Source organism: cf. Phormidesmis sp. LEGE 11477, assembly GCF_015207105.1.
GTDB lineage: Bacteria > Cyanobacteriota > Cyanobacteriia > Phormidesmidales > Phormidesmidaceae > Phormidesmis.
The window spans coordinates 34,671-59,196 of the sequence record NZ_JADEXO010000002.1; the positions used below are offsets into that span (position 1 = coordinate 34,671).

At 50.3% G+C, this 24,526-nt stretch carries 20 protein-coding genes; 7 read left to right on the forward strand and 13 right to left on the reverse strand.

Translation table 11 applies throughout. From position 1 onward, the window contains the following. Positions 1 to 61: 61 nt before the first annotated feature. Positions 62 to 1,393 (forward strand): N-acetylglucosamine-6-phosphate deacetylase, encoded by a 1,332-nt coding sequence (locus tag IQ256_RS01050; protein WP_193853384.1) that lies wholly within the window; start codon positions 62 to 64, stop codon positions 1,391 to 1,393. A gap of 69 nt (positions 1,394 to 1,462) precedes the next feature. Here IQ256_RS01050 and IQ256_RS01055 read toward each other — a convergent pair whose 3' ends face one another. Continuing rightward, complete coding sequence (locus IQ256_RS01055) at positions 1,463 to 2,209, reverse strand: RibD family protein (RefSeq protein ID WP_193853386.1); 747 nt, start codon at positions 2,207 to 2,209, stop codon at positions 1,463 to 1,465. Between the two features lie 268 nt (positions 2,210 to 2,477). On the opposite strand from IQ256_RS01055, the gene IQ256_RS01060 reads away from it, so the two are divergent. After that, positions 2,478 to 4,733, forward strand: coding sequence for an ATP-binding protein (locus tag IQ256_RS01060; protein WP_193853388.1), 2,256 nt, complete (start codon positions 2,478 to 2,480; stop codon positions 4,731 to 4,733). A 90-nt stretch (positions 4,734 to 4,823) separates the two neighbouring features. Here IQ256_RS01060 and IQ256_RS01065 read toward each other — a convergent pair whose 3' ends face one another. The 4 genes from IQ256_RS01065 to IQ256_RS01080 form a co-directional block, all read right to left on the reverse strand. Beyond that, positions 4,824 to 5,411, reverse strand: coding sequence for a DUF1802 family protein (locus IQ256_RS01065; protein WP_193853390.1), 588 nt, complete (start codon positions 5,409 to 5,411; stop codon positions 4,824 to 4,826). Then, positions 5,390 to 5,629, reverse strand: a complete 240-nt coding sequence (locus tag IQ256_RS01070; RefSeq protein WP_193853392.1) for a VOC family protein — start codon at positions 5,627 to 5,629, stop codon at positions 5,390 to 5,392. Before IQ256_RS01070 ends, IQ256_RS01065 begins: the two co-directional genes overlap by 22 nt. Then, the gene (locus IQ256_RS01075; RefSeq protein ID WP_193853394.1) at positions 5,626 to 6,354 is read right to left on the reverse strand and encodes a glutathione S-transferase family protein; all 729 of its coding nucleotides are present in this window, start codon (positions 6,352 to 6,354) and stop codon (positions 5,626 to 5,628) included. The genes IQ256_RS01070 and IQ256_RS01075 overlap by 4 nt, the downstream gene beginning before the upstream one ends. A 128-nt stretch (positions 6,355 to 6,482) precedes the next feature. Further along, positions 6,483 to 6,827: a hypothetical protein gene (locus IQ256_RS01080; RefSeq protein WP_228024451.1), complete on the reverse strand. Its 345-nt coding sequence runs from the start codon at positions 6,825 to 6,827 to the stop codon at positions 6,483 to 6,485. 369 nt (positions 6,828 to 7,196) lie between these two features. Between IQ256_RS01080 and aat the strand changes: the two genes are divergently transcribed. Further along, positions 7,197 to 7,769, forward strand: a complete 573-nt coding sequence (gene aat, locus IQ256_RS01085) for a leucyl/phenylalanyl-tRNA--protein transferase (RefSeq protein WP_193853398.1) — start codon at positions 7,197 to 7,199, stop codon at positions 7,767 to 7,769. A gap of 98 nt (positions 7,770 to 7,867) precedes the next feature. On the opposite strand, the gene IQ256_RS01090 is transcribed toward aat, so the two are convergent. After that, a complete protein-coding gene (locus IQ256_RS01090; protein ID WP_193853401.1) occupies positions 7,868 to 8,722 on the reverse strand; it encodes a universal stress protein in 855 nt (284 codons plus the stop codon). 93 nt (positions 8,723 to 8,815) lie between these two features. Here IQ256_RS01090 and IQ256_RS01095 point away from each other — a divergent pair, with 93 nt between their 5' ends. Then, on the forward strand, positions 8,816 to 9,298 hold the full coding sequence (locus IQ256_RS01095) for a thioesterase family protein (RefSeq protein ID WP_193853403.1): 483 nt from the start codon (positions 8,816 to 8,818) through the stop codon (positions 9,296 to 9,298). Positions 9,299 to 9,923: 625 nt separating this feature from the next. After that, complete coding sequence (locus IQ256_RS01100) at positions 9,924 to 10,157, forward strand: DUF2811 domain-containing protein (RefSeq protein WP_193853405.1); 234 nt, start codon at positions 9,924 to 9,926, stop codon at positions 10,155 to 10,157. A 586-nt stretch (positions 10,158 to 10,743) separates the two neighbouring features. On the opposite strand, the gene tatC is transcribed toward IQ256_RS01100, so the two are convergent. The 6 genes from tatC to IQ256_RS01130 all read right to left on the reverse strand — a co-directional run bounded on the left by tatC (position 10,744) and on the right by IQ256_RS01130 (position 20,176). Beyond that, a complete protein-coding gene (gene tatC / locus IQ256_RS01105; protein WP_193853407.1) occupies positions 10,744 to 11,547 on the reverse strand; it encodes a twin-arginine translocase subunit TatC in 804 nt (267 codons plus the stop codon). 90 nt (positions 11,548 to 11,637) lie between these two features. Next, positions 11,638 to 13,116, reverse strand: coding sequence for a helix-turn-helix domain-containing protein (locus IQ256_RS01110; protein ID WP_193853409.1), 1,479 nt, complete (start codon positions 13,114 to 13,116; stop codon positions 11,638 to 11,640). A gap of 329 nt (positions 13,117 to 13,445) precedes the next feature. Continuing rightward, entirely contained in the window at positions 13,446 to 15,722 is a 2,277-nt protein-coding gene (locus tag IQ256_RS01115; RefSeq protein WP_228024452.1) for a transglycosylase SLT domain-containing protein, read from the reverse strand. 485 nt (positions 15,723 to 16,207) lie between these two features. Beyond that, positions 16,208 to 16,504, reverse strand: coding sequence for a hypothetical protein (locus IQ256_RS01120; protein WP_193853413.1), 297 nt, complete (start codon positions 16,502 to 16,504; stop codon positions 16,208 to 16,210). Positions 16,505 to 16,598: 94 nt separating this feature from the next. Next, on the reverse strand, positions 16,599 to 19,046 hold the full coding sequence (locus tag IQ256_RS01125) for an FAD-dependent oxidoreductase (protein WP_193853415.1): 2,448 nt from the start codon (positions 19,044 to 19,046) through the stop codon (positions 16,599 to 16,601). A 26-nt stretch (positions 19,047 to 19,072) separates the two neighbouring features. After that, positions 19,073 to 20,176: an aromatic ring-hydroxylating dioxygenase subunit alpha gene (locus IQ256_RS01130; RefSeq protein WP_193853417.1), complete on the reverse strand. Its 1,104-nt coding sequence runs from the start codon at positions 20,174 to 20,176 to the stop codon at positions 19,073 to 19,075. Positions 20,177 to 20,744: 568 nt separating this feature from the next. Here IQ256_RS01130 and solA point away from each other — a divergent pair. Both solA and IQ256_RS01140 read left to right on the forward strand, forming a co-directional pair. Continuing rightward, entirely contained in the window at positions 20,745 to 21,914 is a 1,170-nt protein-coding gene (solA, locus tag IQ256_RS01135) for an N-methyl-L-tryptophan oxidase (RefSeq protein ID WP_193853419.1), read from the forward strand. Next, on the forward strand, positions 21,901 to 22,635 hold the full coding sequence (locus IQ256_RS01140) for a GntR family transcriptional regulator (protein ID WP_193853421.1): 735 nt from the start codon (positions 21,901 to 21,903) through the stop codon (positions 22,633 to 22,635). Before solA ends, IQ256_RS01140 begins: the two co-directional genes overlap by 14 nt. Before the next feature lie 248 nt (positions 22,636 to 22,883). On the opposite strand, the gene IQ256_RS01145 is transcribed toward IQ256_RS01140, so the two are convergent. Further along, positions 22,884 to 24,515 (reverse strand): BCCT family transporter, encoded by a 1,632-nt coding sequence (locus IQ256_RS01145; protein ID WP_193853423.1) that lies wholly within the window; start codon positions 24,513 to 24,515, stop codon positions 22,884 to 22,886. Positions 24,516 to 24,526: the final 11 nt, after the last annotated feature.

Sequence of the window (24,526 nt, forward strand, 5' to 3'; positions counted from 1 at the left end):
CCTACTTTTATAGTGAACTTTTATAGTGGGTAGTGTTCAAGTTTAGTCAGCGCTTTTGTTTATGGCGGATAGTCGTGTCATTGTCAACGCTCGCCTGCCCCAACGTTCAGGACTGTATCAGATCAGGGTAGAAGCTGGGCGGATTAGCGCGATCGCACCACAAGCCCCGCTGGCCCAAAAACTTCACCCCACCACAGACTCTACAGACACTGAAATAGACGTACAAGGTGATTGGATCTCACTAGGCGCAGTCGATCTACAAATCAACGGTGCCCTAGGACTTGCCTTCCCCGATCTGCGCGTCGAACAACTCGATCGATTGCAGGACATTTGTAACCTTTTGTGGCAGCAGGGCATCAGCGGATTTTGTCCAACGCTAGTCACCACTTCTCTCGAAAATTTTCACAGCAGCCTAAAAGCAATCCAAACCTTTCAACAGCATCAACAGCGCTTATCATCGAGCTTGTCCTCACAGAAGCTCCCCATACAGAGCGCCACTATACAGAGCGCCACCGTGCTAGGGGCGCATCTAGAAGGGCCATTTCTAAACCCCGCGAAAAAAGGTGCTCACCCCGCCAAATATCTACAGCCGCTTACATTAGAGACACTTAAGCGCGTGGCTGGTGAGTTCACAAAAGCTATTCGTATTGTTACGCTAGCGCCTGAGCTGGCCAGCGAACCAGGCATCATCTCCTGGCTGACAGAACAAAATATTACCGTCAGTCTAGGCCATTCGCTAGCCACCGAAACGCAAGCTAGCAGCGCCTTTTCTGCAGGGGCGCACATGGTCACTCATGCCTTTAATGCTATGCCAGGGCTTCACCATAGAGAACCAGGTCTATTAGGCGCTGCATTGGCCAACCCAAACGTCTTTTGCGGCTTTATCGCCGACGGTGAACACATCAGTAAAACGATGCTCGATTTGTTGCTTCGCATAGATCGAGCTAACGGTTGCCTAGAGATCAACGATTCAAACCAACAGACCCAAAGCCAACAGAATCAGCCTCGACAGGTTCAGCGCCAACAGACTCACAATCTAGACCCATTTAAACAGCGCCAGGGACTAGATAGATTATTCCTAGTTAGCGACGCGCTTTCTCCGCTGGGCTTGCCGGACGGCGTTTATCCGTGGGATAGCCGCCAGATCAACGTGGCTAACGGCACAGCGCGGCTGCTAGATGGAACGCTCTCAGGAACAACGCTGCCGCTGATAGCAGGCGCTCAGAATTTGGTGCGATGGGGACTGTGCAGCGTAGAAGAAGCGATCGCATTAGTTACCACCAACCCCCGCTGCGCCATCCGTCAGCCTGGAATCGAAAGACACCAGCCGGCTCAATTTCTCCGCTGGTCATATCAAAACGATCGACTTCACTGGCAGTGGCTATGGCCATAGGCAATAACGATCATAGCCAATAGCGGCTGTCAAACCAGTAGACACCCAGGGGCTAACAGCGGACGCCGACTAGCGGCAAACGCTGTAGTGCAAAAACACCTCATCCGCTTCTACTTGGCACGATCTCAGCGTCAGTTGCGGCGTACGAGGCAGCGTAAATCCTAACCCGCTCACTGGTGTCGGCGCTGTCTTACCACCGATCAGCAAAGGACAAACCGTTAGATACAAATCGTCTACTAGCCCATCGCTGAGCAAAGACGCAACCAGTTCACCCCCACCCATGACTACCAGATTCTGAATAGCTGGGCGATTGGCGGCTGACGACAGGGCCGATTTTCCATTGAGCAAATCTTGCATGACATTGTGCCAATTGAAGGGACGCTCGGTAATTAGAACATGCTCAAACGGCTGCTCGCCCGCTTCTGCGGCTCTGCCTTCGCGCCAAGATCGCATCCCTTCTAGCGTGGTGATCAGCCAGCGGGGAACAGGCTGCCGAAAAAAAGGCCACTGGGGATCAAAGTTACCCATCGCAGAACAAACAATTTGAACGGGCTGATCCGGCTGATGACGCGATCGCCGAGCTTCAATCAAGTCAGTGTTCGTCACTGGCAAAGTTGTGCCATAGGCTCGCAGCGTTCCGGCCCCAAACAGCGTGGCATCAGCCTTAGCAATTTGCCTCTCTAAATGGGCCTTGTCTGTAGCAGAAGGAAAGCGAGCCGCTGCCCGGCTAGCATCAGCGATTTTACCATCTGCACTCATCGCAAGAACGACAGTGATCCAAGGGCGATTGAGGCTACAGATAAGTGGGGACTGCACAGCAAAAACCGTATAGTAAAAATTGATAGACACCAAGGATGTGATCTATGCGATCGCTCTAGCCGTAGCTAGCACGGCTACGAAAGTGTATGCCGAGGAAAGCAACGAAGAGCGCAACTTAAATACGTCAACTCAGATACATCAAATGCAGTTGACATTCATAGTTGAATCCTTATCATCTTTGTAGAAGCAGACCACAACTTTAAATCTCTACTAGTTGATCATACGGAATTGATAGATAGACTGGTGAGGACACATTCTTTTGGCTATGGCTACTCGTCGGCGATCTTTTCGGCACAATCTACTAGTCAAGATTTTAAGCTTTAGCTTACCTATTCTGTTTATAGGTCAAGCAGTTGCCCTTAGCAAAGCGCGCAGCAGCCTACTTGTGAGCGCGCAGCAGAACCTGACTAGCAGTGCCATTCGCAAAGCAGAAGCGCTAGAAACAGGCATTCAAGCCATAGATGCCAATATCGATCTGTTAGCCCAGACAGAAGCCTTTCGCTCAAACGATCTAGAAGCGATTCAAGCAATCTTGAATAGGGTGATTAGAGATACAACACCGTACGACATTAGCTGCGTAGAACTCAAGCCGCCTCAAGCCACAGCGGTCATCAACACATGCGATCACACCATCATTCCCGATGCCAAACAGGTTCCGTGGCTACAGAGCGGCAGCGTTGAGATCTCCGACTTTTATGTATTCTCCCCTGGGGTGGAAGCTGCCATCGATTCCAATCCAAATCCTAATCAGGTAAAGCTGATAAAATCTCCAGAAGAAATAGCTAGAGAAGATACAGGAGAAACAGATCTAGAAAGCGCAGATTTAGAAAACATAGTTTCAAGCAACGCACCTTTAGAGAACACAGTAGAAAGTACAGTCCTCGAAAATGAAGCCACTATAGAGGCACAAAAGAGCCAAACAACTTCTGAAGAGATCGTTTCAGGCAGGACAGTCTCTGAAAAAACAATTCCTGAAGAGACAGTTCCGAAAGACAGAGCGCTGATCAAGTTCATTGTTGCGAGCCCCATCTATGGCAAAGACAACAGTTTGCGCTATACCCTGGCGATGGAAGTGGGATTATTGCAACTGCAAGATACCTCACCTCAGTCGCTGGTCGGTGAAACAGTAGTCATCGATCAAAATCAAATCATGGTGACTCACCCTGACCCCGCACAGGTGGGCAAAAGCATCTCAGAATTGCCAGAAGCCGACAGGTTTAGCGGCATCATTGAAGATGTCAAAGCAGGCAACAGCAACTTTATCGAATCCTCTTCTCTCTCTAGCGAAAACGAAGCCTGGTTAGTCGCCTACAGTGGATTTGACGTACCCGTTAGCCCCAAACAAGACAGCGTGTGGACGGTCTTAGCCGTCACTCCTTCAGACCAGGCTCTACATGGGCTTAGCGAAATTCGTCAGGTGCTTGTCGTGCTGAGTATAGGGCTTTTTATTGCCAGCGTATTACTAGCACTCTATGTTTCTCGTAGTTTGTCCTTACCGATAGAAAAGCTGACTCGCTATACTCAAAACGTCAAAGATCTATCACAGCTAAAAGCCGCACCGCGTAGTTCAAAAATTTGGGAATTAGACTATTTAGGCACTGTTATCGAGCGGATGTTACGCGGCCTAGAAGAGAATTCAAATGACCTGAGAAAAGCTTGGCAGGACGCACAGACCGCTAATCAGCTCAAGAATGAATTTCTAGCAAACACTTCGCATGAGCTTAGAACGCCCCTAAATGGCATCATTGGCTCTATCAGCGTTATTCGAGACGGGCTGTGCGATTCAAAAGAAGAAGAAAGAGAGTTCTTGGGCCAAGCCGACAAGGCGGCCATGCATTTGCTATCGGTGATTGAAGACATCTTGAGTATTGCTAAGATCGAAGCAGGAACATTAGAGATACGAATCGCGCCAGTTGATCTGCGATTCGTATTGCGAGAGGTGTTAGAGATGCAGGCACTACAGGCAAAGCGAAAAGGGCTATCGCTAGTAGGGCCAGAGCTACTAGCACCGCTGATGATCGAAGTTGATCACTTTCGGTTCAAGCAAGTGCTGCTAAACGTGCTCTCCAACGCAATCAAATTTACGGATGAAGGACAAATTATCATCCAAGTCACAACAGACGAGAGCCCTGCGCCACCATCCCAGCAAACGCCTGATAGCATTCCAGCTAGTAACGCTGAACTATTTATACCAGCAGGCCCTTGGGTCAAAATCACGATCAAAGATCCGGGACTGGGCATCGATCCAGCGCATCTGCCCAAACTTTTCAAGCCCTTTGTCATGGTGGATGGCTCACATACTCGCGCTCACGAAGGGACGGGGCTAGGGCTAGCCATTTCTCAGAACTTTGTGCGACTGATGAGAGGGGACATCACGCTATCTAGTGAGGGCACTGGCAAAGGAACCACCGTCACGATTGTGATGCCACGTCTGGTTCGAGACGTGAATTTAGAAGGGATAGACGAGGTAACGCGAACAATTGTCAGCGATAGAGACGTAGCAGAAGTAGCCACAGGCTGATCGCTAGGGCAGCTGCAGCGTTTCTTGTGACAGTAGGGGAAACGAGTGGGAACGAGTGTTGTAAAAACAAGAATCACTGAACCACTGAAGCTAGGAGCGAGTAGAGATAATCTCTTCTAGCTTTTCAATCTGGACATCATAGGTGTTCGTATCAATCGCAGGATGGTCAGTACTGACTTCAATAGGCCGCTCTAATGACACCCACGAGCGACAGCCGCCATACCGCTCCGAATTCCAAGAGATCTCTACAGGCACCGATAGCTGGTAGGCCCGCAGTGCTAGGACATATAGGGGCTGCTTAGGTTTCCATTTCAAACGTTCTGTTGCTAGCTGAGGCTGCCAGATATGAAAGTCACTAAGCGCAGAGACCTGATCGGCGGCGGTGGTCAAAAAGATATGAGTGATCTGAGCCCAAACCTTGAGCGTAATTTTCTCTGGGTGCCAGCCAGCAGCAACAGGGACGACTGAGCTTTGATAGTTGGAGCCTTTGTAATCGGACTTGAGCAGTTCCGGCTTTTGATGCTCAAAGGTGGGAAAGAGAACCACTTGGTCAGCCTGGGTGCGAAAACGGCCCTGATTCTCTTTGATGCCGCCTTTGCGTAGCAAGATAATCTGACTGCCCTGAGCGATCGCATCTACCGCCACCGACCATTCCTTCAAAGCTGTATTAACCAACATGCGAGCTTCCTATTGATATAACTATGGGCATGCGCTTCTTTGTAAAAGTCTTGTAGCAGAAAACTTTGACCACTGCAGTGGAAAAAAGCTATTCCTGATTCATCAGAAGCCATTACAAATCCCAGCTCACAGTAAAAGGCTTTGGAGAGCTCATAATCTTGAGCGGGCACAAATGCCTTGATTTCTATAGCCTCTAATCTTTCTGTGCGATCGCTCATACTTCAACCGGTTCAGGAATGAGAGAATTACTCCAATAACGCTCGTGCATGCGATCGCAATAAGCCGTCAAATTCTCAAACGTCAGCGCATAGGTCTTCAGCCGTGAATCGAGCGATGCTCGCATAATGTTTGATAGCATGCCGTAGCCAATCGCATCGAGGCTAGTGGGCCGATCGCCCATCAGATAAGCCTGGTCGCCCAAAAAATCACTAATCGCTCGAATATTTTCACAGCCCAGCGCAAAAATCTCATCAGCTGAGTGCCGACCTATACCTTGACCATACAAATCTCGCATCGCGCTGCGCCTGACCAGCGTCGGCACAAACAGCCGCATAGGCATAGGAATATCTTCGAAGAAAACCGCTTTAATTACCTGCCAATTGTCCTCATCGGCCCAGCGAAAGTAAAACGCCACCCAGTAAAGGTGTTCTTCCATCAGTCGTCGCATACCCAGCATAGCGCCCCGCTGTTTTGAGCTGAGGTGGGCGTCGAGAGGATTGCCGTAGGTATCCATCAGATAGTTGATGATGAACCCCGAATCAGCAACTACCCGTCCATCGTCTGTAATATATGGCAGCTTCTTTTTAGGTGCTTTCAAGACATTCGCATTGGCGGCGACCTGGTAGGGTAGCCCTGTCATGCGAAGGTAGGTTTCTAGCTTTAGGCATAGCGGGCTCGGACAGCGAAGGCCCAGTGCTGGCGAAAATTGATAAAGCGTAATCACAATAGAAGCACCCGCAGTGGGCGTGCGAACAGCAGATGAGTCTAAGAACGGCTGAGCACCGTACGCCTTTGAGAATCTAGAAGGGTCTAGCTGTGAGAATTTAGCTGTAAGGGTTTAGCTGTGAGGATTTAGTTACCACAACAGCGCTCTATCCCCAAACTATCTAACAGCAAATCGCCAACTGCATTTGCTACGGCAAACTCGCTGTAAAAACTCTTAGAAAAATCATAGCCCTGCATTTCAGTCAAAATAGCTAGCACCAGCGCATTCAGATTGTTCTCACCTTCCATACGCTGCCGCACAAACACCTGAGAGGCACGCGCGGCGATATGCTCATTGACAATTTCTGGCAAAAATTCTTCATCTAGCCACTTGTGCAAAGTTGCCTTCAGCCACTGCCCCTCTTTAGCTGCATCTTCAGCCGGGGGTAGCTCAATAGACTCAATGGGTTCAGCAAAGTCAGAATCAGACATATCCGGCATACTCAAAAATCAATTCTGCTATTTACAGCGTGGGCCACTCGGCAAAGGGACAGCAATACAGGAGAAAAGCCCGCGCACAGCTGTAGTCCAAGTAGATTACGATCAAGCACTTACGGTCAAGTAGCTTACGGATCAAATGCGATCGCACGCTGCTGTATTAGCAAGCTATCCATGTTTAAAGGCTAGAGGCTCAAGGCAAGTAGTAGCGTAAAAGCAGAGCATTACGTTACGTACCGTTACTGTCTTCTAAATCTAGCCACTTTTTAAGGTTAAACGAGATAACAGTAGCGGGAACTGCAAGAGTATACGTCTGCATAGAGAATAGAGAGGAGCGTACGTCCCTATAGAATAGAGAGAGTTATGGTCTATTCCGTTCCTCAAATTCTGCAGTGCTACGCCCAAGGCTATTTTTTAATGGCCGAAGGACAGACGCTCAACTGGTATTCCAGCAATCGGCGGGCCATTATTCCGCTCGACAACCGCTTTCGCTACCCCAAGTCTTTGCAAAGGGTGCTGAACCAAAAACGCTTTACCCCCGCGATTAATCGCAGCTTTGAGGCGGTAGTCGATGGCTGCGCCGACCGAGAGACAACCTGGATTTCGCCTCAGCTAAAAGAGATCTACATGCGTCTGTATAGGGCGGGCTATGCCTACAGCTTTGAGACCTGGCAAGGAGATCATCTGGCGGGCGGCTTTCTGGGCATCTGCCTAGGTGGCGCGTTCATCGGTGAATCAATGTTCTACCGAATTCCCGAAGGATCAAAAGCAGCGATGGTGATGCTGGTTGATCATCTGCGATCGCGCCACTTCACCCTTTTTGACGTCCAGATTCTCAATCCGCACCTAGCTAGGTTCGGCGCTTTTGAAATTGACCAAGCTGTCTACGAAGCCACCTTATACGACGCTATTCGACAGCCCTGCCAATTTGACTAAAAACTGTTCGATTCATTGCGGTTGAGTGACTCGGTGAGTAACTTGGTGAGTGATTCGAAGATAGCCCCGTTTCTAGCAGCTCGCGCCTCAACCAAACGTTAGCTTTCTATTCGAGTTAGCAGCACCGGACAATTGGCATATACCCGAATGTAATCAGATAGCGATCCGCCCAGTAGCCGATCTAAATCAGGCAGCCCTTTGGCAATGGTAGGGCGGCGATCGGGCGAGCCTAAAACCAGCAGGTTGACGTTGAGCTGATCGACCAGTTCACAAATGCGAGCGCCAGGTTTGCCAGCCGGGGCTAGACAGCGATACTTAATTCCCATCCGCCGAACTTTGGAAACAGCCTCTGCTAGAACCGGGTCAGTTTCAGGGCGATCTTGAAGGACTTCTTCGAGCTTGCCACTGAGCTTAGAGATCGTATGAACCAAAATAATTTCGCTGCCTTCGATATCGCGCGCAAAATCGATTGCCGCATCCAAACTGGCCTTAGCCGAATCAGACTTATCGAGGGCAACCAGAATGCGCCTAATTGACTTGATCGCGTATAGATCGTCTTTGACTAACAGCATCGGCCTAGAAGAGAGCTGAAAAACATACTGGCTCACAGAATTACCGATGATCGCCTGCAGACCCTGTAGGCCCCTAGAGCCCATCACAATCAAATCGGCATCAACTTCACCAGCGACCTTACGCACCACGTCTTTGGGCTCACCCTCACGCAAAATAGCGTTCACATCAGCCGGGTTAAGGCCAAGACTGTTCACGGCTTCTGCTAGGATTCTGCCCCCTTCTTCCCACCGCTGGGTCATCGCCGAGGAGGTGGACTGGGAGGGAACGACATGGAGAATGGTAAGGCGCGATCGCTCGATCCTCGGAATCTGCAGCAGCACCTTCATCATCTCTCTGGTGTTGCCAGTGCCTGAGTCGGCTAGCAAGATATTTTCAATCATAGGGTTAGCCTGGTTACTTCTATAGCTCCGATTATCTCTGCTCTCAGGAGATACTGACTCAGGTAGTAAACATCTATTGACGATTGGAATGTGATGGCGAAGATAGAGAGTTATAAATGGTTCGAGTATCCAATCAGAGTCCAGCCGCACCACACCGACTATGGCGGCGTCGTTTGGCACGGTACCTATATCACCTGGCTAGAATCAGCGCGCGTAGAATGCCTGCGCGCAGCAGGTGTCCCCTTTGATCAGGTAGTGAGCCTAGGCTATGACCTACCAGTCGTCGCGCTAGAGGTTCGCTACCGACAGCCGCTGACACTGGGCATGCAGGCGATCGTCAAAACGCGCCTAGCCCCAGTAAAAGGAGTGCGGCTGAACTGGCTATACGAGGTGGTGTCTATCGACGCCGATGAAGATGCCCATGAAGACGCTAATGAAGAGATGCGGCTGTGTCTGAGCGCTCAGGCGACATTGGTTGCCGTCAATCTGCGCGATCGCAAGATCACTCGCCCTCTACCGGCACCCGTCAATCAAATCATTCGCCAGCTCTCTGACTACTTCAATCAATCAGATTGACCTACTTCAATCAATTCAATCAATCAGGTTAACCAGTCAGTTCAGCTAATCGGCAGTTCCACCAGCTAGCTTGATCAGCTAGTTCGATCAGCTAGTTCAAGCCGGCTAGCCGAAAGAAAGAGCAAAACGAATCACACATTTCAAGCCGCTGTATCGTCGCTGTGATGATAGCTACAGAATTTAGGGAACTGTTGCTAAAAGTGGCAAAAATGCTACTAGCCTCATAAATTTACAACTCTTAGTATCATAGAGACTTTCTCCACAAGCTTTCCACAGGTTTTCCACAATCAATCGGAGATTTTCCACAGGTCAGAACGAAACTAAGCGATTTTACTCACAATTGTGGAATACGTTAGCGAAGGCATTTCTGTCTGTCGTTACGAAAGCGATGTAAATTTGTGTGACAAAAATCGGGCTGAAAGCTACTTGTTTGAAATCTTTAAGAAATTGTAAAACTCATAGTGATAAGTCTATCCATTGCTATTTCTAGATCGATGCTCCACAATTGACAGACACATTAATCGATCGCTTCGCAGCACCTAATGTCTTGTTCTACGACAGGCGTTAAGAGGCAGCAAGGCGTGACATTTTCTAGTCCAAACAATTCAGTGAAAGGAGATTATTAGTGCAACAAACAGTCAGCTTGTCAGTAGAAATTCCAGAAGAGCTACACACTTCAATTCAACAGTATTTAGATGTGCGCTCAAGCTGGAGCCAGGACCGTCTATTCTGTGCGGCGCTATCGTTATTTTTGATGCAAAACGGCGTCACCCATCGTCAGGTTAGCCGCATCTACTTAGATAGTCTCTTCGGTCAACAGCCAGGAAGCAACAAAAAAATGATTCAGTCAAATGCTTAGCACGTCTAGTTTCCTTCTGTAGCTGTAGCTCAAATGACGTACAGTCATCTATATTCCCTAATGCCAATCAAGCGGGCCAGCCAGAGAAGCCAGCCAGAGAAGCCAGCCAGAGAAGCCACCACAGTAAAACAGTCCAATAAACCAAACTAGTTAGTCTTACTTGGCATCTACCACAAAGTTCTCTACTTATCTACTTAACTTAGTTCAAGCCAGTCTCACCCAGTAATAGAACGCCGGGCGACTATTATCGTAGTTAGTTGAGAATCTAACGGGCTAGATAGCCAGTTTCCATTAATCATCTAGTTAGTCGACCTATTGTTCTAAACAGCTTTCTTCATCACCTGTAGTTTCGCTATCCACTAAAAGAACAGAAGCTAAAGAACAGAAGCAAAGCGATTAGAGCATTCTTACTAAAGCTCATCAATAACCATAGTCAAATAGCCGTTGACCTTAGCTGCTTTCTCGCAGTTGTTCAACGGCTACAAAGCTATAGCTTTCCGCGCTTTGTTTGTATAAAATCTCGTTAGTTACTCATTGAATGTATGCGAGTGCGATCGCCGTATCCTGAGCGTAAGTTAGGGAACGCCTACTTACCGATCGCCTTCACCATCCCAATCCCACCAAAGTAAAGAAACAACACCGCACCGCCGAGCAAACTCTGGGTCACTGGGTCCGTCGAAGGAGTCAGCACCGCCCCTAAGATAGCCGCACCTAACAGCACATAGCGCCAGCCAGCTAGCATTTGCTTCGAGCCGACAATGCCCAGCAAGCCCAGTAAAAGCTGAATCACCGGAATCTGAAAAGCCAGCCCCGTGCTAAATAGCAGCAGCAGCACAAACTCAAAGTATCGGTCAATTGACCACATTTGCTCAACCACATCCGCGCCGTAGTTGATAAAAAAGTTTAGCGCCGCTGGCACCAGCGCAACGTAGGCAAATCCCAAACCGGCAAAAAACAAGACGCTAGAACCAAGTACCACCGGGCCGATCAAGCGACGCTCTCGGCGCGTCAGCCCTGGCAAAACAAACTGAATAATCTGGTAGAGAATAAACGGACTCGCAATTAAAATGCCGCTGTAGCCAGCGACCTTAATCGAGACAAAGAAGTACTCACCCGGTGATAGCTGTAGAAACTTTGCGCCTTGAGCGGGCACCTCTAGCAGCTCGACAATCTGTCGAACGCCGGCAAAGCAACCAACAACGCCTACTAGAACCGCAGCCAGTGCATAGATGATTCGCGTCCTCAGCTCGTCAAGATGGTCGAATAAAGACATCTCAACGTCGTCTGGGACTTCGTCTAGGAAGGCTTCGCCCGTAGGTTTGGTCTCTGGCTCATCTAGCACTGAAAGGTTAGCAGCAGGCGCTGTCTCAAGGTCAGAAGGAGGCGTCATGAGAAGTACGAAGCTAACGAGATAACTGCTGTCTATTGTATCGGTTGTGCTGCGGCGTTGTAGCTAGCAGCACGAACTGCTAAGCGCAAATCACTGTTGGACGAAATAATCTTTGCCAGCAGGAATGCCGTCTGCGCCTAGGGGCTCTGCCGGCTGACCATTTTGCGAAATCATCAGTCCGCCCGGATTGCCAGAATAGACGCTGATATTATCTTGGGCCTCCCAAATCACGCGATCACCCGGATTAAGCGTTCCTTCAAACAGTTGCTCGCCGCCGTCTGCGATCGCAGAAGTCCAAGCCGGATCGCTCACCTCTACTTCTAAAAATAGGGGCGCATCGCTAACGGGCGGCTCTGGCAGCGCGGTAGGCTCCGGCAGCTCTGGCAGGGCGGATTCTGTCGGCGTCGGCGCTACGGACTCGACTGGCGTAGCGGAATCGGCCACCCTCGGCGTGCGGTTCTCGCCTAGAACATTGGCCAAAATCGCAATGCCAGCCGTCAGCAGCACCACAACTGCCGCCCCAATTGCCAAAGGCTTTAGGTTAGGAGTATCACGGCGGCTAGCGTCCGAGTTCGGTGACTGATTGAGCGACTGACTGCTGGTGTAGCCGATCGGTGATGTGGTGAGCTGACGGGCAGCAGGCTTTTCCTTAGCTAAGGGGAGGTCGCTGATAATAACAGGAGAATCGGGTAAAGCGGTCTGGTCAGGGGGCTCGTCAGAGAGCTGGTCAGAGAGCTGGTCAGAGAGCTGGTCAGGCCGATCAGAGAGCTGTGCTGCAAATGCTTCGGTGTCGTCGTCGTCAGTTTCAAACATAGACAGGCTGTCTGAACCGTTTTCAGGTGACCCGCTTTCAACAGAGCCGTTTTCAGCCGAGGCGCGATCGCTCGGTTCAAAAGCAATATCTAAATCGCTGTCTAAATCGCTATCTAAATCGCCGTCTGAATCGCTATCCAAATCGCCAGTGAAGTCAAAGACATTTAGATCATCGGCTAGATCATCAGCTGACTTTGAACTCGTCGAAGCAGCGGTATCAGAATCGGCAGCAACGACCTGTTGATCGGGCAAGTCCGTTTCTATATCAGCATCAGGTCCAAGAAAAATAGGCACTTCGTCTGCGGCGAATGGAGCAGAATTAGGTGTAGTGGCCTGAAAATCTGTCTCATCGGCTATCTGCTCAGAAGGCAGCCCAGAAGCTGGCCGCTCAGAAGCTGGCTTAGACGCAAAACGAGTCAGCCGAGTAGTCGGACTATCTTCAGACTTCGAGCTTTCGGACTTTGGGCTATTGGTTAGTCTAGGGGTCGAAGGAATGGAGTTGACCGTAAATTGCCTTGAGATTTCAAGACCTTTTAGCCCGAGCGTCTCGGCATAGCGACGGATAAAACCTTGGACAAAGATAGGTTCTGGGAGCAATTCAGGATCGCCCGTTTCAATTCCACTCAAGAGCTGCGGCCTGATGTAGGTGCTGACGGCAATATCATGCAGAGATTTTCCCTGCTGCTCACGATGTTCGCGCAGGAAAGCACCGATTTGCACTAGCTGACTTTGCTGTGAGCCACTAAATTTAGTCACAATACTCCATGAAACCGACGACTATGAAGAACCTGCCTAAACATATACAGCTTTGACCACTCTGATTCAGACAATCTTTTGGACAACTTCAACGGATGAGGCTTCGGCCCAAAAGAAAGGCTGACTCAAAAATGGCAAATTAGCGAGTGAATGTATCCACTCATAATAGCTATCTACGTAATATTGCTTGACTGGCCTCTGCCAAATTTTATCGTATCAACGCTCAACCCAATGGATGTTCAAGCAAATGGATATTCAACCAAACGAGTTCGACCGCGTGCAAGCAAGCCATCAAAGACATCGCTTCCGATAACGCCGTGCTGATGGCGCTACAGAGCGGCAATCTGCGCTGCAATTTCGGGGCTGTAGATTCTTAGATAGTTCCAGTAGCCACCGAAAACTGATTCCACGTAGCCTTTAGTTTCGGGGTAGGGAATGATTTCGACAAATTCATCGGCGTTGGCAAAATCCTTTTCAGCCACCCAGCCAGAAACCGCGCCAGGACCAGCATTGTAGCTAGCAACCGCAAAGAGAGAATTATCGCCAAACTGACGATGCGTATAGTCGAGATACCAGGTCCCGAATTTGACGTTGTCTTGGGGTTCAGCCAGGCGATAGTCGGCCTGGTCAATCTGCTGGCTAATCCACTCACCCGTAGCGGGCATCACCTGCATCAGGCCAACCGCGCCGACAACCGACCTAATATCGGGTTCAAATCTTGATTCCTGTCGCACCAGGGCAGTCACCAGTAGCGGATTGAGATTGTTGTCTTCGGCGCGGCCTAAGATCAGATCGGGAAACGGGAAAGGATAGATGGTCTGACTGTAGGTGGGGGTTTGCTTAAGGCGCTGGTATTCGGCGATTTCTGCGGGGCGATCGCGCCACCCCAAACTAGACACCATAAAAATGCCGTCCAAATTATCGCCGATGCCCAGTCGCAACACACCATCAGCAAACTGCTCAGCGACCGTTGGCGTCTGCCTATTCTCAAACTCGGTTTGCCACTGGCTCCAGGCCGTTTGGTTGTGCCCCAGCAGATACAGCTCTTGCAGCGTATCAGACCCCGTGGGCAACGGCTGCCTATGACTGGGTAACGCAATCTCTGGGCGAAAAGTTCGCACCGTATCAAAATCACCGACATTCCAATCTAGATGTACGGCTGAGCGCCAGGCATAGTAAGACTCTGGGTGGTTGACGATGACATTTTCAAACGCCTCTCTAGCCTGGTCAGATTGATTCTGCTGATAGTGCCACTTGCCCAGCCGAAATCCCGCTTCGGCGGCTCGCTCATCTCTAGGGGCGGCATCGACTAGCTGCTGCGCCCAGCTAATTGCGGCACTAAGGTTGTTAGCCTTGGCGTTTTCCTCAGCCTGCTTCAGGCGCATCTTAGCCGCCGCTTCAGAGCCAGAGTACTGAGACAAGATAGATGCCTTGGCCTGTTTGGCAGACTCAGCGCTGCCTAGGCTTTCTAACAGACTGGCGCGATCGGCGATCGCCTCAGCCGCTTGATCAGGCAGGCTATCAGAAAAACGCGCCACCACTTGATCCAAAGTAGCCAAAGCAGACTGACCCTTCTGCAACCCAGCTAGATTGAGCAAGCCGTCAGCGGTTTCAGGCTCATCTGGAAAAGCTTTGTCCAGCATCTGATAGATGACGATAGCTTCTTTGTCTTTATCGCCACGTTCTTTGCCACGAGCGGCTCGATATAAATTGAGCGGCGTCCGTGGCGCTTGGGCGTAGGCATCTCCGGCCTCAGCGTAGTTTTGAGTTTCCCAGTAGCCAAAGCCGATAGCGGCCCAGTCTTCAGCAGTCAGCTCGCTACTGTATTCGCTAGTCAGCCTGGCTAGTACCGCCGTATAGTCAGGGTGCTGATGACCATGGTAGGCAACCAGCTTGAGCAAGGAAAAGGTATCGCTTAGGGGTGAAGCGGCATTAGCCCTATTGCCAGAGGAGATCGCAGAAGGCGTAGCCGAGGGAGTAGCCTGCTGCGCGTTGAGCTGGTAGAAGGCGACAGCAGTGCTCAGCGGATGAGCGGGAAACTGAGTCAGCAATGTGTTCCAGTGTGTCGAAGATAAGCTGTCAGCGCTAGATTGATTGGTGCTAGATTGGCCGGCGCTAGATTGGCCCAACAGATAAAGCGCTTCGGCTGTAGCGGTGCTCTCGGGGTGCTTTTCGATCAGCCGGGCCCAAGTGGCGATCGCACTCTCCTGATCTCCCAACGCCGCCTGCGCCTGACCTCGCCTCAGCAACACGTACGGCGCTAAAACCTCATAGCTTCTTTCCAGGTTCTCCAAAAGTGGGAGCGCTTGATCGGCCTGCTGCTGGTTGATCAAATCGGTGGCCAGCATATAGCGGGCGCGATCGCGGTCTATACCCGCTGCGCCGTTCGCCATCACGGATAGATCAACCGCCCTTTCTGCTGGCTTTCGCAATGCCAGATTCAAAGCCGAGGATGTTTCTAGCGAATCGACTACCTGCGAACTACCCGCCTGGTCAGTCCCACGAGGATTAAAAGCGTCCGTGGTCTTTAGCAGGGCCACTACCAGGCCAATAGATAGGGTGCCAGTACCAATCAAAGCCACCAGCGGCCATTTATTCTTTAGCATTTTCAGCATATTCTTTAGTCAGATAGCCGGCAGACAGGCCAATAAGAAGGGCAGTAAAGAGGGCATCGGAATAAGCAGGAGAAATATGAGCGAAAAGAATAAGGACAGCCAGAGGGCTTAGCTGAAAAGTTCTTTTGCGGAATATCCTTGTGAAGTTCTACCAAAAAAACCTGATAAATGAGAAGTGGGTACGCGACTTCTACATAGCTGATCTGATCTGATCTATTGATGTGTCGAACGTAACTCCTCATGTGTCGAACGTAGAGGAGGCGCAACTGGATTCTTTATTTTTGAGACTTTTGGATAAAAAATTCGATTAAAAGGTTGCTTGCGGTATCGACGGTAAATATCGAAATCTTTGTCTAGCGTGGCGATTTCTGCGATATTCAATCGTTCAGAAAAAATCTACGACAGTCTCATGATAGCGATCTACCGGGTTGTAAAATGCGACGATAACGCCAGTATCTATTAAAGCCTTAGCGTATCTACTCATGGCGAGCTTTATGTCGCGCCTGAACATGTTCAGTAATTATCGCTTTGCGAGTGTCCCTGTCAGAGAGATCGTCAGGCAACCCGCTGGCAGAAAGTACTGCCTCTGGAACGCCCCCCATTCGCTCTAGCACAGTTTGTTTAGAACGATGATTATTTAGACGATTCTCCTTCGGAGAGGCTTCGCCAACGCGCAATACCTGCTTCAGTAACTCACTAACTGTAATTTTCTCCGCCTGCAATATTTCCGCTAGGTATCCTTCAGTTTCGTCATCTAAGTTTATGCTCAGCATCAGTCAACCTTCCCTAGGGTTAAAATCAGCTCTACAATTCTAAACCGTGTTCATTAGATAAGCTTAGGTCGCCGAACTTAAAAAACTCCATCTTCTACAGCAATTTATCTACGACCGTAGCTGCTAGGGGCCGTCCAAAATACTCTATAGTCACTGCCGTACCTGGCGTTGCAAAGCCCAGAGGCAAATAGGCATAGGCAATGCACCTGCCTAAGCTGTAACCATAGCCAGCGCTCGTTGCATAGCCCAGCACCTTACCATCCTCAGCCAGCACGGGCTCTTTTCCCATCACAACAGCAGTCGAATCATCCAGCGTCAGGAAACATAGCTTGCGACTGGCATAGTCCTGACGCCGTAGCAAAGCCTCTTTTCCAATAAAGTCTCCTTTATTAGGCTTCACCGCAAAGCCCAAGCCCGCTTCATAAGGATCATACTCGGTATGAATATCTTGGCCCCAATACAAAAATCCCTTCTCCAAACGCAATGTCTCAAAAGCGCCCATACCAGCCGCGATCGCACCATACGCCTGCCCAGCCGCCCACAGCACATCCCACAGCTTTAGTCCTGATTCTGTCGGCGCATAGATTTCCCAGCCTTCCTCACCTACATAAGAAACTCTAGAAGCCATCACTGGCACATTACCAACGTAAAACTGCTGGCTCGTAAAGAACTCGAAGGCTGGTTTTGAGACATCTATTGACGTAACGCTCTGTAAAACCTCTGGTGCCTTTGGCCCCCACAGACCGATACAGCAGTAGCTAGCAGACACATCCACAATTTGAACAGAACCGTCATCAGGCAAATGCTTCTGCATCCAGGCCAAGTCGTGACCATGCACAGAACCGCCCGTAATCACCCAGTACTTTTCAGCGGCCACACGATTCACAGTCAGATCGCACATAATGCCGCCGTTGGGATCTAGCATGGTGGTGTAGATAACTTTGCCGATGGGCTTGTCGATGTCGTTGGGGCAGAGGTTTTGCAGATAAGAGACCACGCCTGGGCCAGTCACTTCAAATTTGGCAAAGGGGGTAAGGTCGTATAGGGCAACGCGATCGCGAGTCGCCAAATGCTCGACCGCTTGAATCGGCGACCAGTTTCGCGCTTCCCAGCCGTCTCGCTGAGGGAAAGCAGACAGATCGTAGTTGTTGTCGTAGTCACTGAGCAATTCACCGTTCGCCTCAAACCACTGAGGCCGCTCCCACCCAGCGCTAAAGACAAACTGCGCCCCTAGCGCTTGCAACCGCGAATAAAACGGGCTCACTCGCAGCTCGCGAGAATGCGTTTGCTGATCTAGCGGATGAATAATGTCATACACCTCGTCATACTGCTGCGCCCCTGCCTTGAGAATATAGTCAGCGCTCTTACACACCGCTGGGAACCGATGAATGTCCATCTCATGGAGATCGAAGCTAGGCACGCCCGTCGTCATCAGCTCTGCGACCACTTTGCCGACGCCCCCACCGTGAGTCACCCAAACCGCCTCAGCCACCCAAAAGCCCTTTACCCTAGCAGACTCACCGACCACCGAACCGCTGTCCGGCGTAAAAGAAAACAGACCGTTCATTTTAGACGTGAGCTCAGCAGTTGCTAAAGCTGGAAACAGCTCTGTTGTAGATTGCCAAGCCGCTGCAAAGTGCTCTTCAGTAAAGGAGCGCACCGAGGGCATCACAGGCGCTTTGGCAAACGGCAAAATGTGGTCAGGATCTAGCAGCATTGGCTCATGCTGGTAGGAGCCAATGCCCCAACAGTCTCCATGCTGCCGAAAATACATCGAGTGATCCTGGTGGCGAACCATCGGCTGCGTCACTTCTTCGGTCTGATCCGCTAATTCTGGGATTGGGCCTGTTTGTACATACTGATGCTGCACGGGCGTCAGCGGAATCACTTCGCCGACCATCTGGCCAAGGCGCGGCCCCCAAATGCCCGCACAAACCAACACTTTCCCGGTGGCGATCTTGCCTTTATCTGTCACCACCGCTTTAATCTGCCCGTCTGCCACTTCGATATCGGTCACAGTTGTATGACCATAAAACTCAGCCGCGCCCGCCTCTATTGCTATCGTTGCCATCGCCTCGGCTGCCCGCAGCGCCTTTGCGATCCCATCACTGGGCACATAGTAGCCACCTAAAACTTTCGTTTCATCGAGCAAAGAGACTTTTTCTTTCACTTCTGCTGGCGTTAGCAAACAGGCATCTTCTATTCCCCAAGACTTTGCCCAGCCCAGCTTTCTGCTCAGCTCGGCCATCCGCGCTGCGGTATAGGCAACCTCGATACCGCCCACCGGATAAAAAGCGGGGCCAGCCGCCGTACTGAGCTGGCTGTATAGCTCGACAGTATATTTTGCCAACTGCGTCATCGTTTTGGAGGCATTGGTCTGAAACACCAAACCAGGCGCATGAGAGGTAGAGCCACCCGTAGCAAACAAAGGGCCTTGCTCTACAACAACAATATTTTGCCAGCCTAGCTGAGCCAGGTGATATACAGTGCTACAGCCGACAATCCCTGCACCAATTACCACAACCGCCGCATCGTTTTTCATAGTGTGTCTTCTTCTTTTTTATAGCTTTACTGCTCTACCGACACTGCTCTACCGATATTCTGCTGAAAGCGATAGACTGTTCTTTCTAGCTCTGGCGAGAAACAGCCACCATCGAAGCTAGGAGATCTTCGGCCCGTTTGCATCCGCTCGATCATGTCGATATCTTCGTCATTGGTCAGCTTCCACAAGTCGATAGGCAGATGGCGCAGCGCTTGGTTTTCTGAGGTCATCGCTTCGTCGCCGACAAAGTAAAACACCATCCGCTCCACCGACCTGTCAGGACTGAGCGGATCTACAATAAATACAAGAAAGTAGTCAGGATGAACGCCTAGCATCAGATTAGGGAAAATCGTGATGTATTCGGCGACGGTCTGTTTTTTCATATCAGCTAGACCCGGAAAAACTGGCAAAGATTTTCCGTTAACGACGCCGCTGTTGTATTTCAAGCTGCCTTGGCCCACATGAATATCGCCGACGTCAAAGCCGAAATGATCTTCCATGCGTGACAGCGTATTTAGAGCTGGATGCACCCAGGTGAGGTGATAGCTTTCTGAAAAGTTCTCTACCGCTAGCTTCCAGTTAGCATTGCATTCTAGGCGCACTTCTCGGGCTTCGCGGCGCAGCAGGCCAAAATCGTAGCCTGACCAGCGCTCGATCATCGGCTGCAAATAAGCGGCTAAAGGGGGCGCTTCGCCTGAGAGATCGACAAAGATCATATCTAGCCACTGCTCGCAGCGAATAGGCATCAAGCCTTTCTCGGTGCGGTTAAAGCCTTCGCAGGTGTCTTTGTAATAGCCACCAAAGTGAGGGGTGCTCTTGAGCGTACCGTCTAGTTTGTAGGTCCATGAATGATAAGGACAGCGAAGGCCACCCTTAACCGTGCAGGCTCCTTTGACCAATTGCAGCCCGCGATGGCGACAGATGTTGTGAAACGCGCGGATAGTTTGCTGGCGATCGCGCACTAGCACAATCGGCATACCAGCCACCTCCGTCGGATACACATCGCCCGCATCCGGCAGATCTGACGCTAGCCCCGCGCACACCCAGTACCGAGAAAAGATGCGTTGGCGCTCTTGCTCTAGATAGCTAGAACAGGTATAAGCCTTTGCCGATAAACTTTCTTGGCCCATGCGTCACCTCGCTCATTAATCGGTAGCTTAATCGGTAGCGATAAGTCATCTAGCAGACGTTGCTCAGCTAGCGTTCAGCTAACTGTTCATCCGACGATATCAACTTGTTATTACAAGTTTTGGATTCAGATATTATGGTGCATAAATTCTTCGTTCAAACCTTTTGTTTGGCGAATTTTTGAAATTCTATAGCGAATTCATTTCTATCGACTTATCTTGGCAAACAAGATGTCAAATCGCCTATTCTCAAGACTTCTCAGGAAAGAGAGCACGATAGGCCACAGTCTTTCGCAAAAGTTATCCAAGCATCTAAACGCTATTATTAACAAGGGTTTCCGGCACCTGCAGCCAAATTTGACTTGTCTAATTAAAAGTCAGCAATTTATCACGAAACGATGAAATTTAAGACTTGTAATAACAACTGCATATACGAAGAAGAAATACTATTCTATTTAGGCTATTTATAAAAGTAGCTTGTGTTACTTATGTGAGCTCTACAGTCGGTTGGTAGAGCAAAAAATAGTAGAGCAAAAGATCTAGAGCATACATCGAGCAAGGGATTCTAACTATGGCTCAGCATTTCGATGCCATTGTCGTTGGCGCGGGCGGAGTAGGTAGCGCAGCGGCTTATTACTTGGCAAAATTAGGCCAGCGCGTTTTACTGATCGAACAGTTCGAGCTCAATCATCAGCAGGGCAGCTCTTACGGCTATTCGCGGGTGATTCGCTATACCTATGACAATCCGATCTATGTTGAGCTGATGCGTGCAGCCTATCCACTCTGGTTCGCATTGCAGGCAGAGGCCAAAGAGCAGCTATACATTAAAACAGGCGGACTCGACTTTGGCTTTCCTGACGTCGATACGTTCCAAGCACTCAAAGCCAGTATGGATACTGCCAAGCTGGACTACGAGTACCTCAGTCAATCAGAAATTGCCGAGCGCTACCCTCAGTTCACCTTAAAAGAAGGCATGGCTGGGCTATTTCATGCCGATTCTGGGCTGCTGCGCGCCTCCAGGTGCGTCTTGGCTCATCTGCGGCTGGCGCAAGAACGCGGAGCAACGGTAATAGATCGCACGCCAGTGATGAAGATCATCCCTAGTGAAAATGGCGCGGTGGTGAAAACAGAAAAAGAGACCTTTAGCTGCGATCGCATCATCCTCACCGCCGGTAGCTGGGCCAAAGCGCTACTGGCCGAACAGGGCATCGATCTACCGCTGAAAATCATGCCTTGCCAGCTAGGTTTCTATCAGCCTCGGCAGGCCGCTGACTTTGCGCCTAGCCGCTTTCCCGTCTTCTTTGCCCATATGAACGGCAGCTACGGCGAAATGCCTTATGGCATTCCCCACGAAGACGAGAGCATCGGCGTCAAGATTACCACCTTCTACGGCTGGAATACGGTAGATACGCCCGCAGAAGTCGATTACGCGCCTAGTCAAACCTGGACAGAAAACATTCGCGAGTTTGCCCGTGAGTACATTCCCGGCGCGGCTGGCCCCCTGATAGGCACCCGCCGCTGCCTATACACCCTGACTCCAGACAAAGACTTTATTGTCGATCGCCATCCCACCTATCCACAGGTTGTGATTGGCGCAGGCTTTTCGGGGCACGGTTTCAAATTCACGACGCTGCTGGGTAAAATGCTGGCGGATTTGGCAGTTGAAGGCAGTACAGTACATGACACTAGTCTGTTCAAAGTCGATCGATTTCAACCTGCCTATGCCTATGCCTCTCCCTAGCGCGATCAAACGCCCCCTACACGTTGTGATCTCAGAGAAGCTGAAGCAACAGATTGACGCTGGGCGGTATGTACCTGGGGATCGACTGCCTAGCGAGTTCGATTTGGGCTCACTTTTTGAGGTGAGTCGCACCACGGTAAGACATGCGATCGCCAATCTAATCCAGCAAGGAATTGTCACTACCCAGCAAGGAAAAGGAATTTTTGTGTGCGATCGCCAAAAGATCAGCTTCTCCATGTCCAATCCGCTCATGCACTTTGACATCGCCTTGCAGCAGCAGGGCTACGCCGCTAGCATCAAATCTTTGCAGTATCAGCTAGTGCCAGCACCGCCTGAAATCGCGCTACAGCTACAGCTAAACAAGGCCAATCCACGGGTCTATCGGCAGGAAAAAATCATCTATGCCAACGAGTCTGCGATCGCCCTAGAAATCGACTACTTTCCACAAAAGCTGGGCCAGCAGCTCGCCGAGCCCTTACAGCAAGGCTTTACTTACAGCACCCTCACCAATCACGGCATTCTTTTACAGGCAGCCAAAGTCAGCCTAGAAAGCATTCCAACCACCTACGAACTGAGCGAGTATCTAGAAGCCCCCTTGGGTATGCCTATTCTCGTATTTAACTATCTTGCTTATACAGACAAGCGCCAGCCAGCTATCTGCGGTAAAACCCTCTCTCGATCGGACTGGACCTGCTACACATCCGAATTTGAGATGAGTTGAACAAAACTAACGAGTCAAAAAGAACAGCGCTAAACCAACCCTTCCCGAGCAAATTTCTTTCCTAGCAAAAAGCACCCTCTATCTTCCGCTAGAAGGTGCTTTTGTTGAACTCGCTGAATTTTCAATATGTCGATTCTATGGTAATTCTCAAATACATACTCACAGAAGGGTACGCCGACAGAAAGCTTTCAGCCAACGCGCCCTGCCTTAGCCAACTGACCTTGGCCAGCTGACCAGCTACAAAGTCGCTATCTCAGCGTAACTTCTGGTACGGGCGGCACAGGAGCCTCTGCCGCGCTCAGCTTAGCGGCTTCTAGTGCGTTCAGCTCTTTGTCTAGTCCTTTGATCAGACTAAAGCACATTACCAATAGCACGCAGGCAAAAGGTAGACCCACCGCGATCGCAGCCGATTGCAGCGCCCCTAACCCGCCCGAAAGCATCAGCACCGCCGCCACGACGCCTTCCATCACCGCCCAAAAAATCCGCTGAGGAACAGGAGAATCGAGCTTGCCACCAGAGGTAAGATTGTCTACCACTAGCGAACCAGAGTCAGAAGAGGTCACAAAGAAAACAACAACCAGCACAATGCCAATAAACGAAGTGAGGCCAGTAAGTGGAAAGTTGTCTAGCATCACGAACAGGGCCGTAGCCACATTTTCATTCACCGCTTCAGCAATGTTGCCAATGTTGTTTAGCTCTAGGTACATGGCCGAACCGCCAAATACCGACATCCAAAAGAACGAAACCATCGAAGGCAACAGCAGCACACCCAGCACAAACTCTCGAACCGTGCGCCCCTTAGAGATACGAGCAATAAACGTACCGACAAAAGGTGCCCAAGAAATCCACCAGGACCAGTAGTAAACAGTCCAGCTATTCTGCCACTGGGTATTTTCAAAGGTTTCTGTCCAAAAGCTCAGGGCAGGCAGACTAGAAATGTAATAGCCCAAAGTCTGCGAAAAGCCGCCTAAAATAAACAGCGTCGGTCCAACAGCTAGAACAAACAGCATTAGCGCTGCGGCCAAATAGATATTCAGCTCACTGAGTCTTCTAACGCCTGCCCCCAGACCCGAGACCACAGAAGCTGTCGCAAAGCCAGTAATGATGAAGATCAAACCGACCTGCATAGCGGTTGTATCTGGCGTGCCAAAAAGAAAGTTGAGGCCCGCTGAGATTTGACCTACGCCAAAGCCTAAAGAAGAAGCTAGACCAAACAGCGTCGCCCAAACTGCTAGAACATCAATCGCGTTACCAGCCCAGCCGTAGATGCGATCGCCCAGCACCGGATAGAACACCGAGCGCATCGTCAGCGGCAGTCCCCAGTTGAACGCAAAAAATGCCAGTGCCAGCCCCAAAGCCGCATAGACGCCCCAAGCATGCAGTCCCCAATGAAAAAAGGTCAGACCTAGTGCCTGCTGAGCAGCCTCGGCAGTCTCTGGCGTCACGCCATTCAGCGGCGGTGCCAAGAAGTGAAAAATAGGCTCGCCTACGCTCCAAAACATCAGACCGATGCCCATACCGGCGCTAAAGAGCATTGCTAACCAGGCAAACAAGGGGAAATCAGGGCGAGCCTGCCGCCCCCCCAGTCGAATACTGCCAAATCTACTCAAGGCCAAGAACACCATCGTGCCTAGATAGATGTTGACCGCTAGCACCAGAAACCAACCCATTGAGTTGGAGATCAGCGTCTGTAGATTGGTCAGCGCTGTTGAAGTTTGCTCTTGAAACAACAGCGTGACGCCGATAAATAAAAGCAGCAGCGCCCCAGAGGTAAAAAAGACCTCTGGATGAATATCGAACCCCATCTTGACCAAATTGCGATCGCCAGGGGTTCGATGAAGCTTTGGCGCGCCTACCGAATATTTTCCATTAGATTCCATAGCAGAGAAAA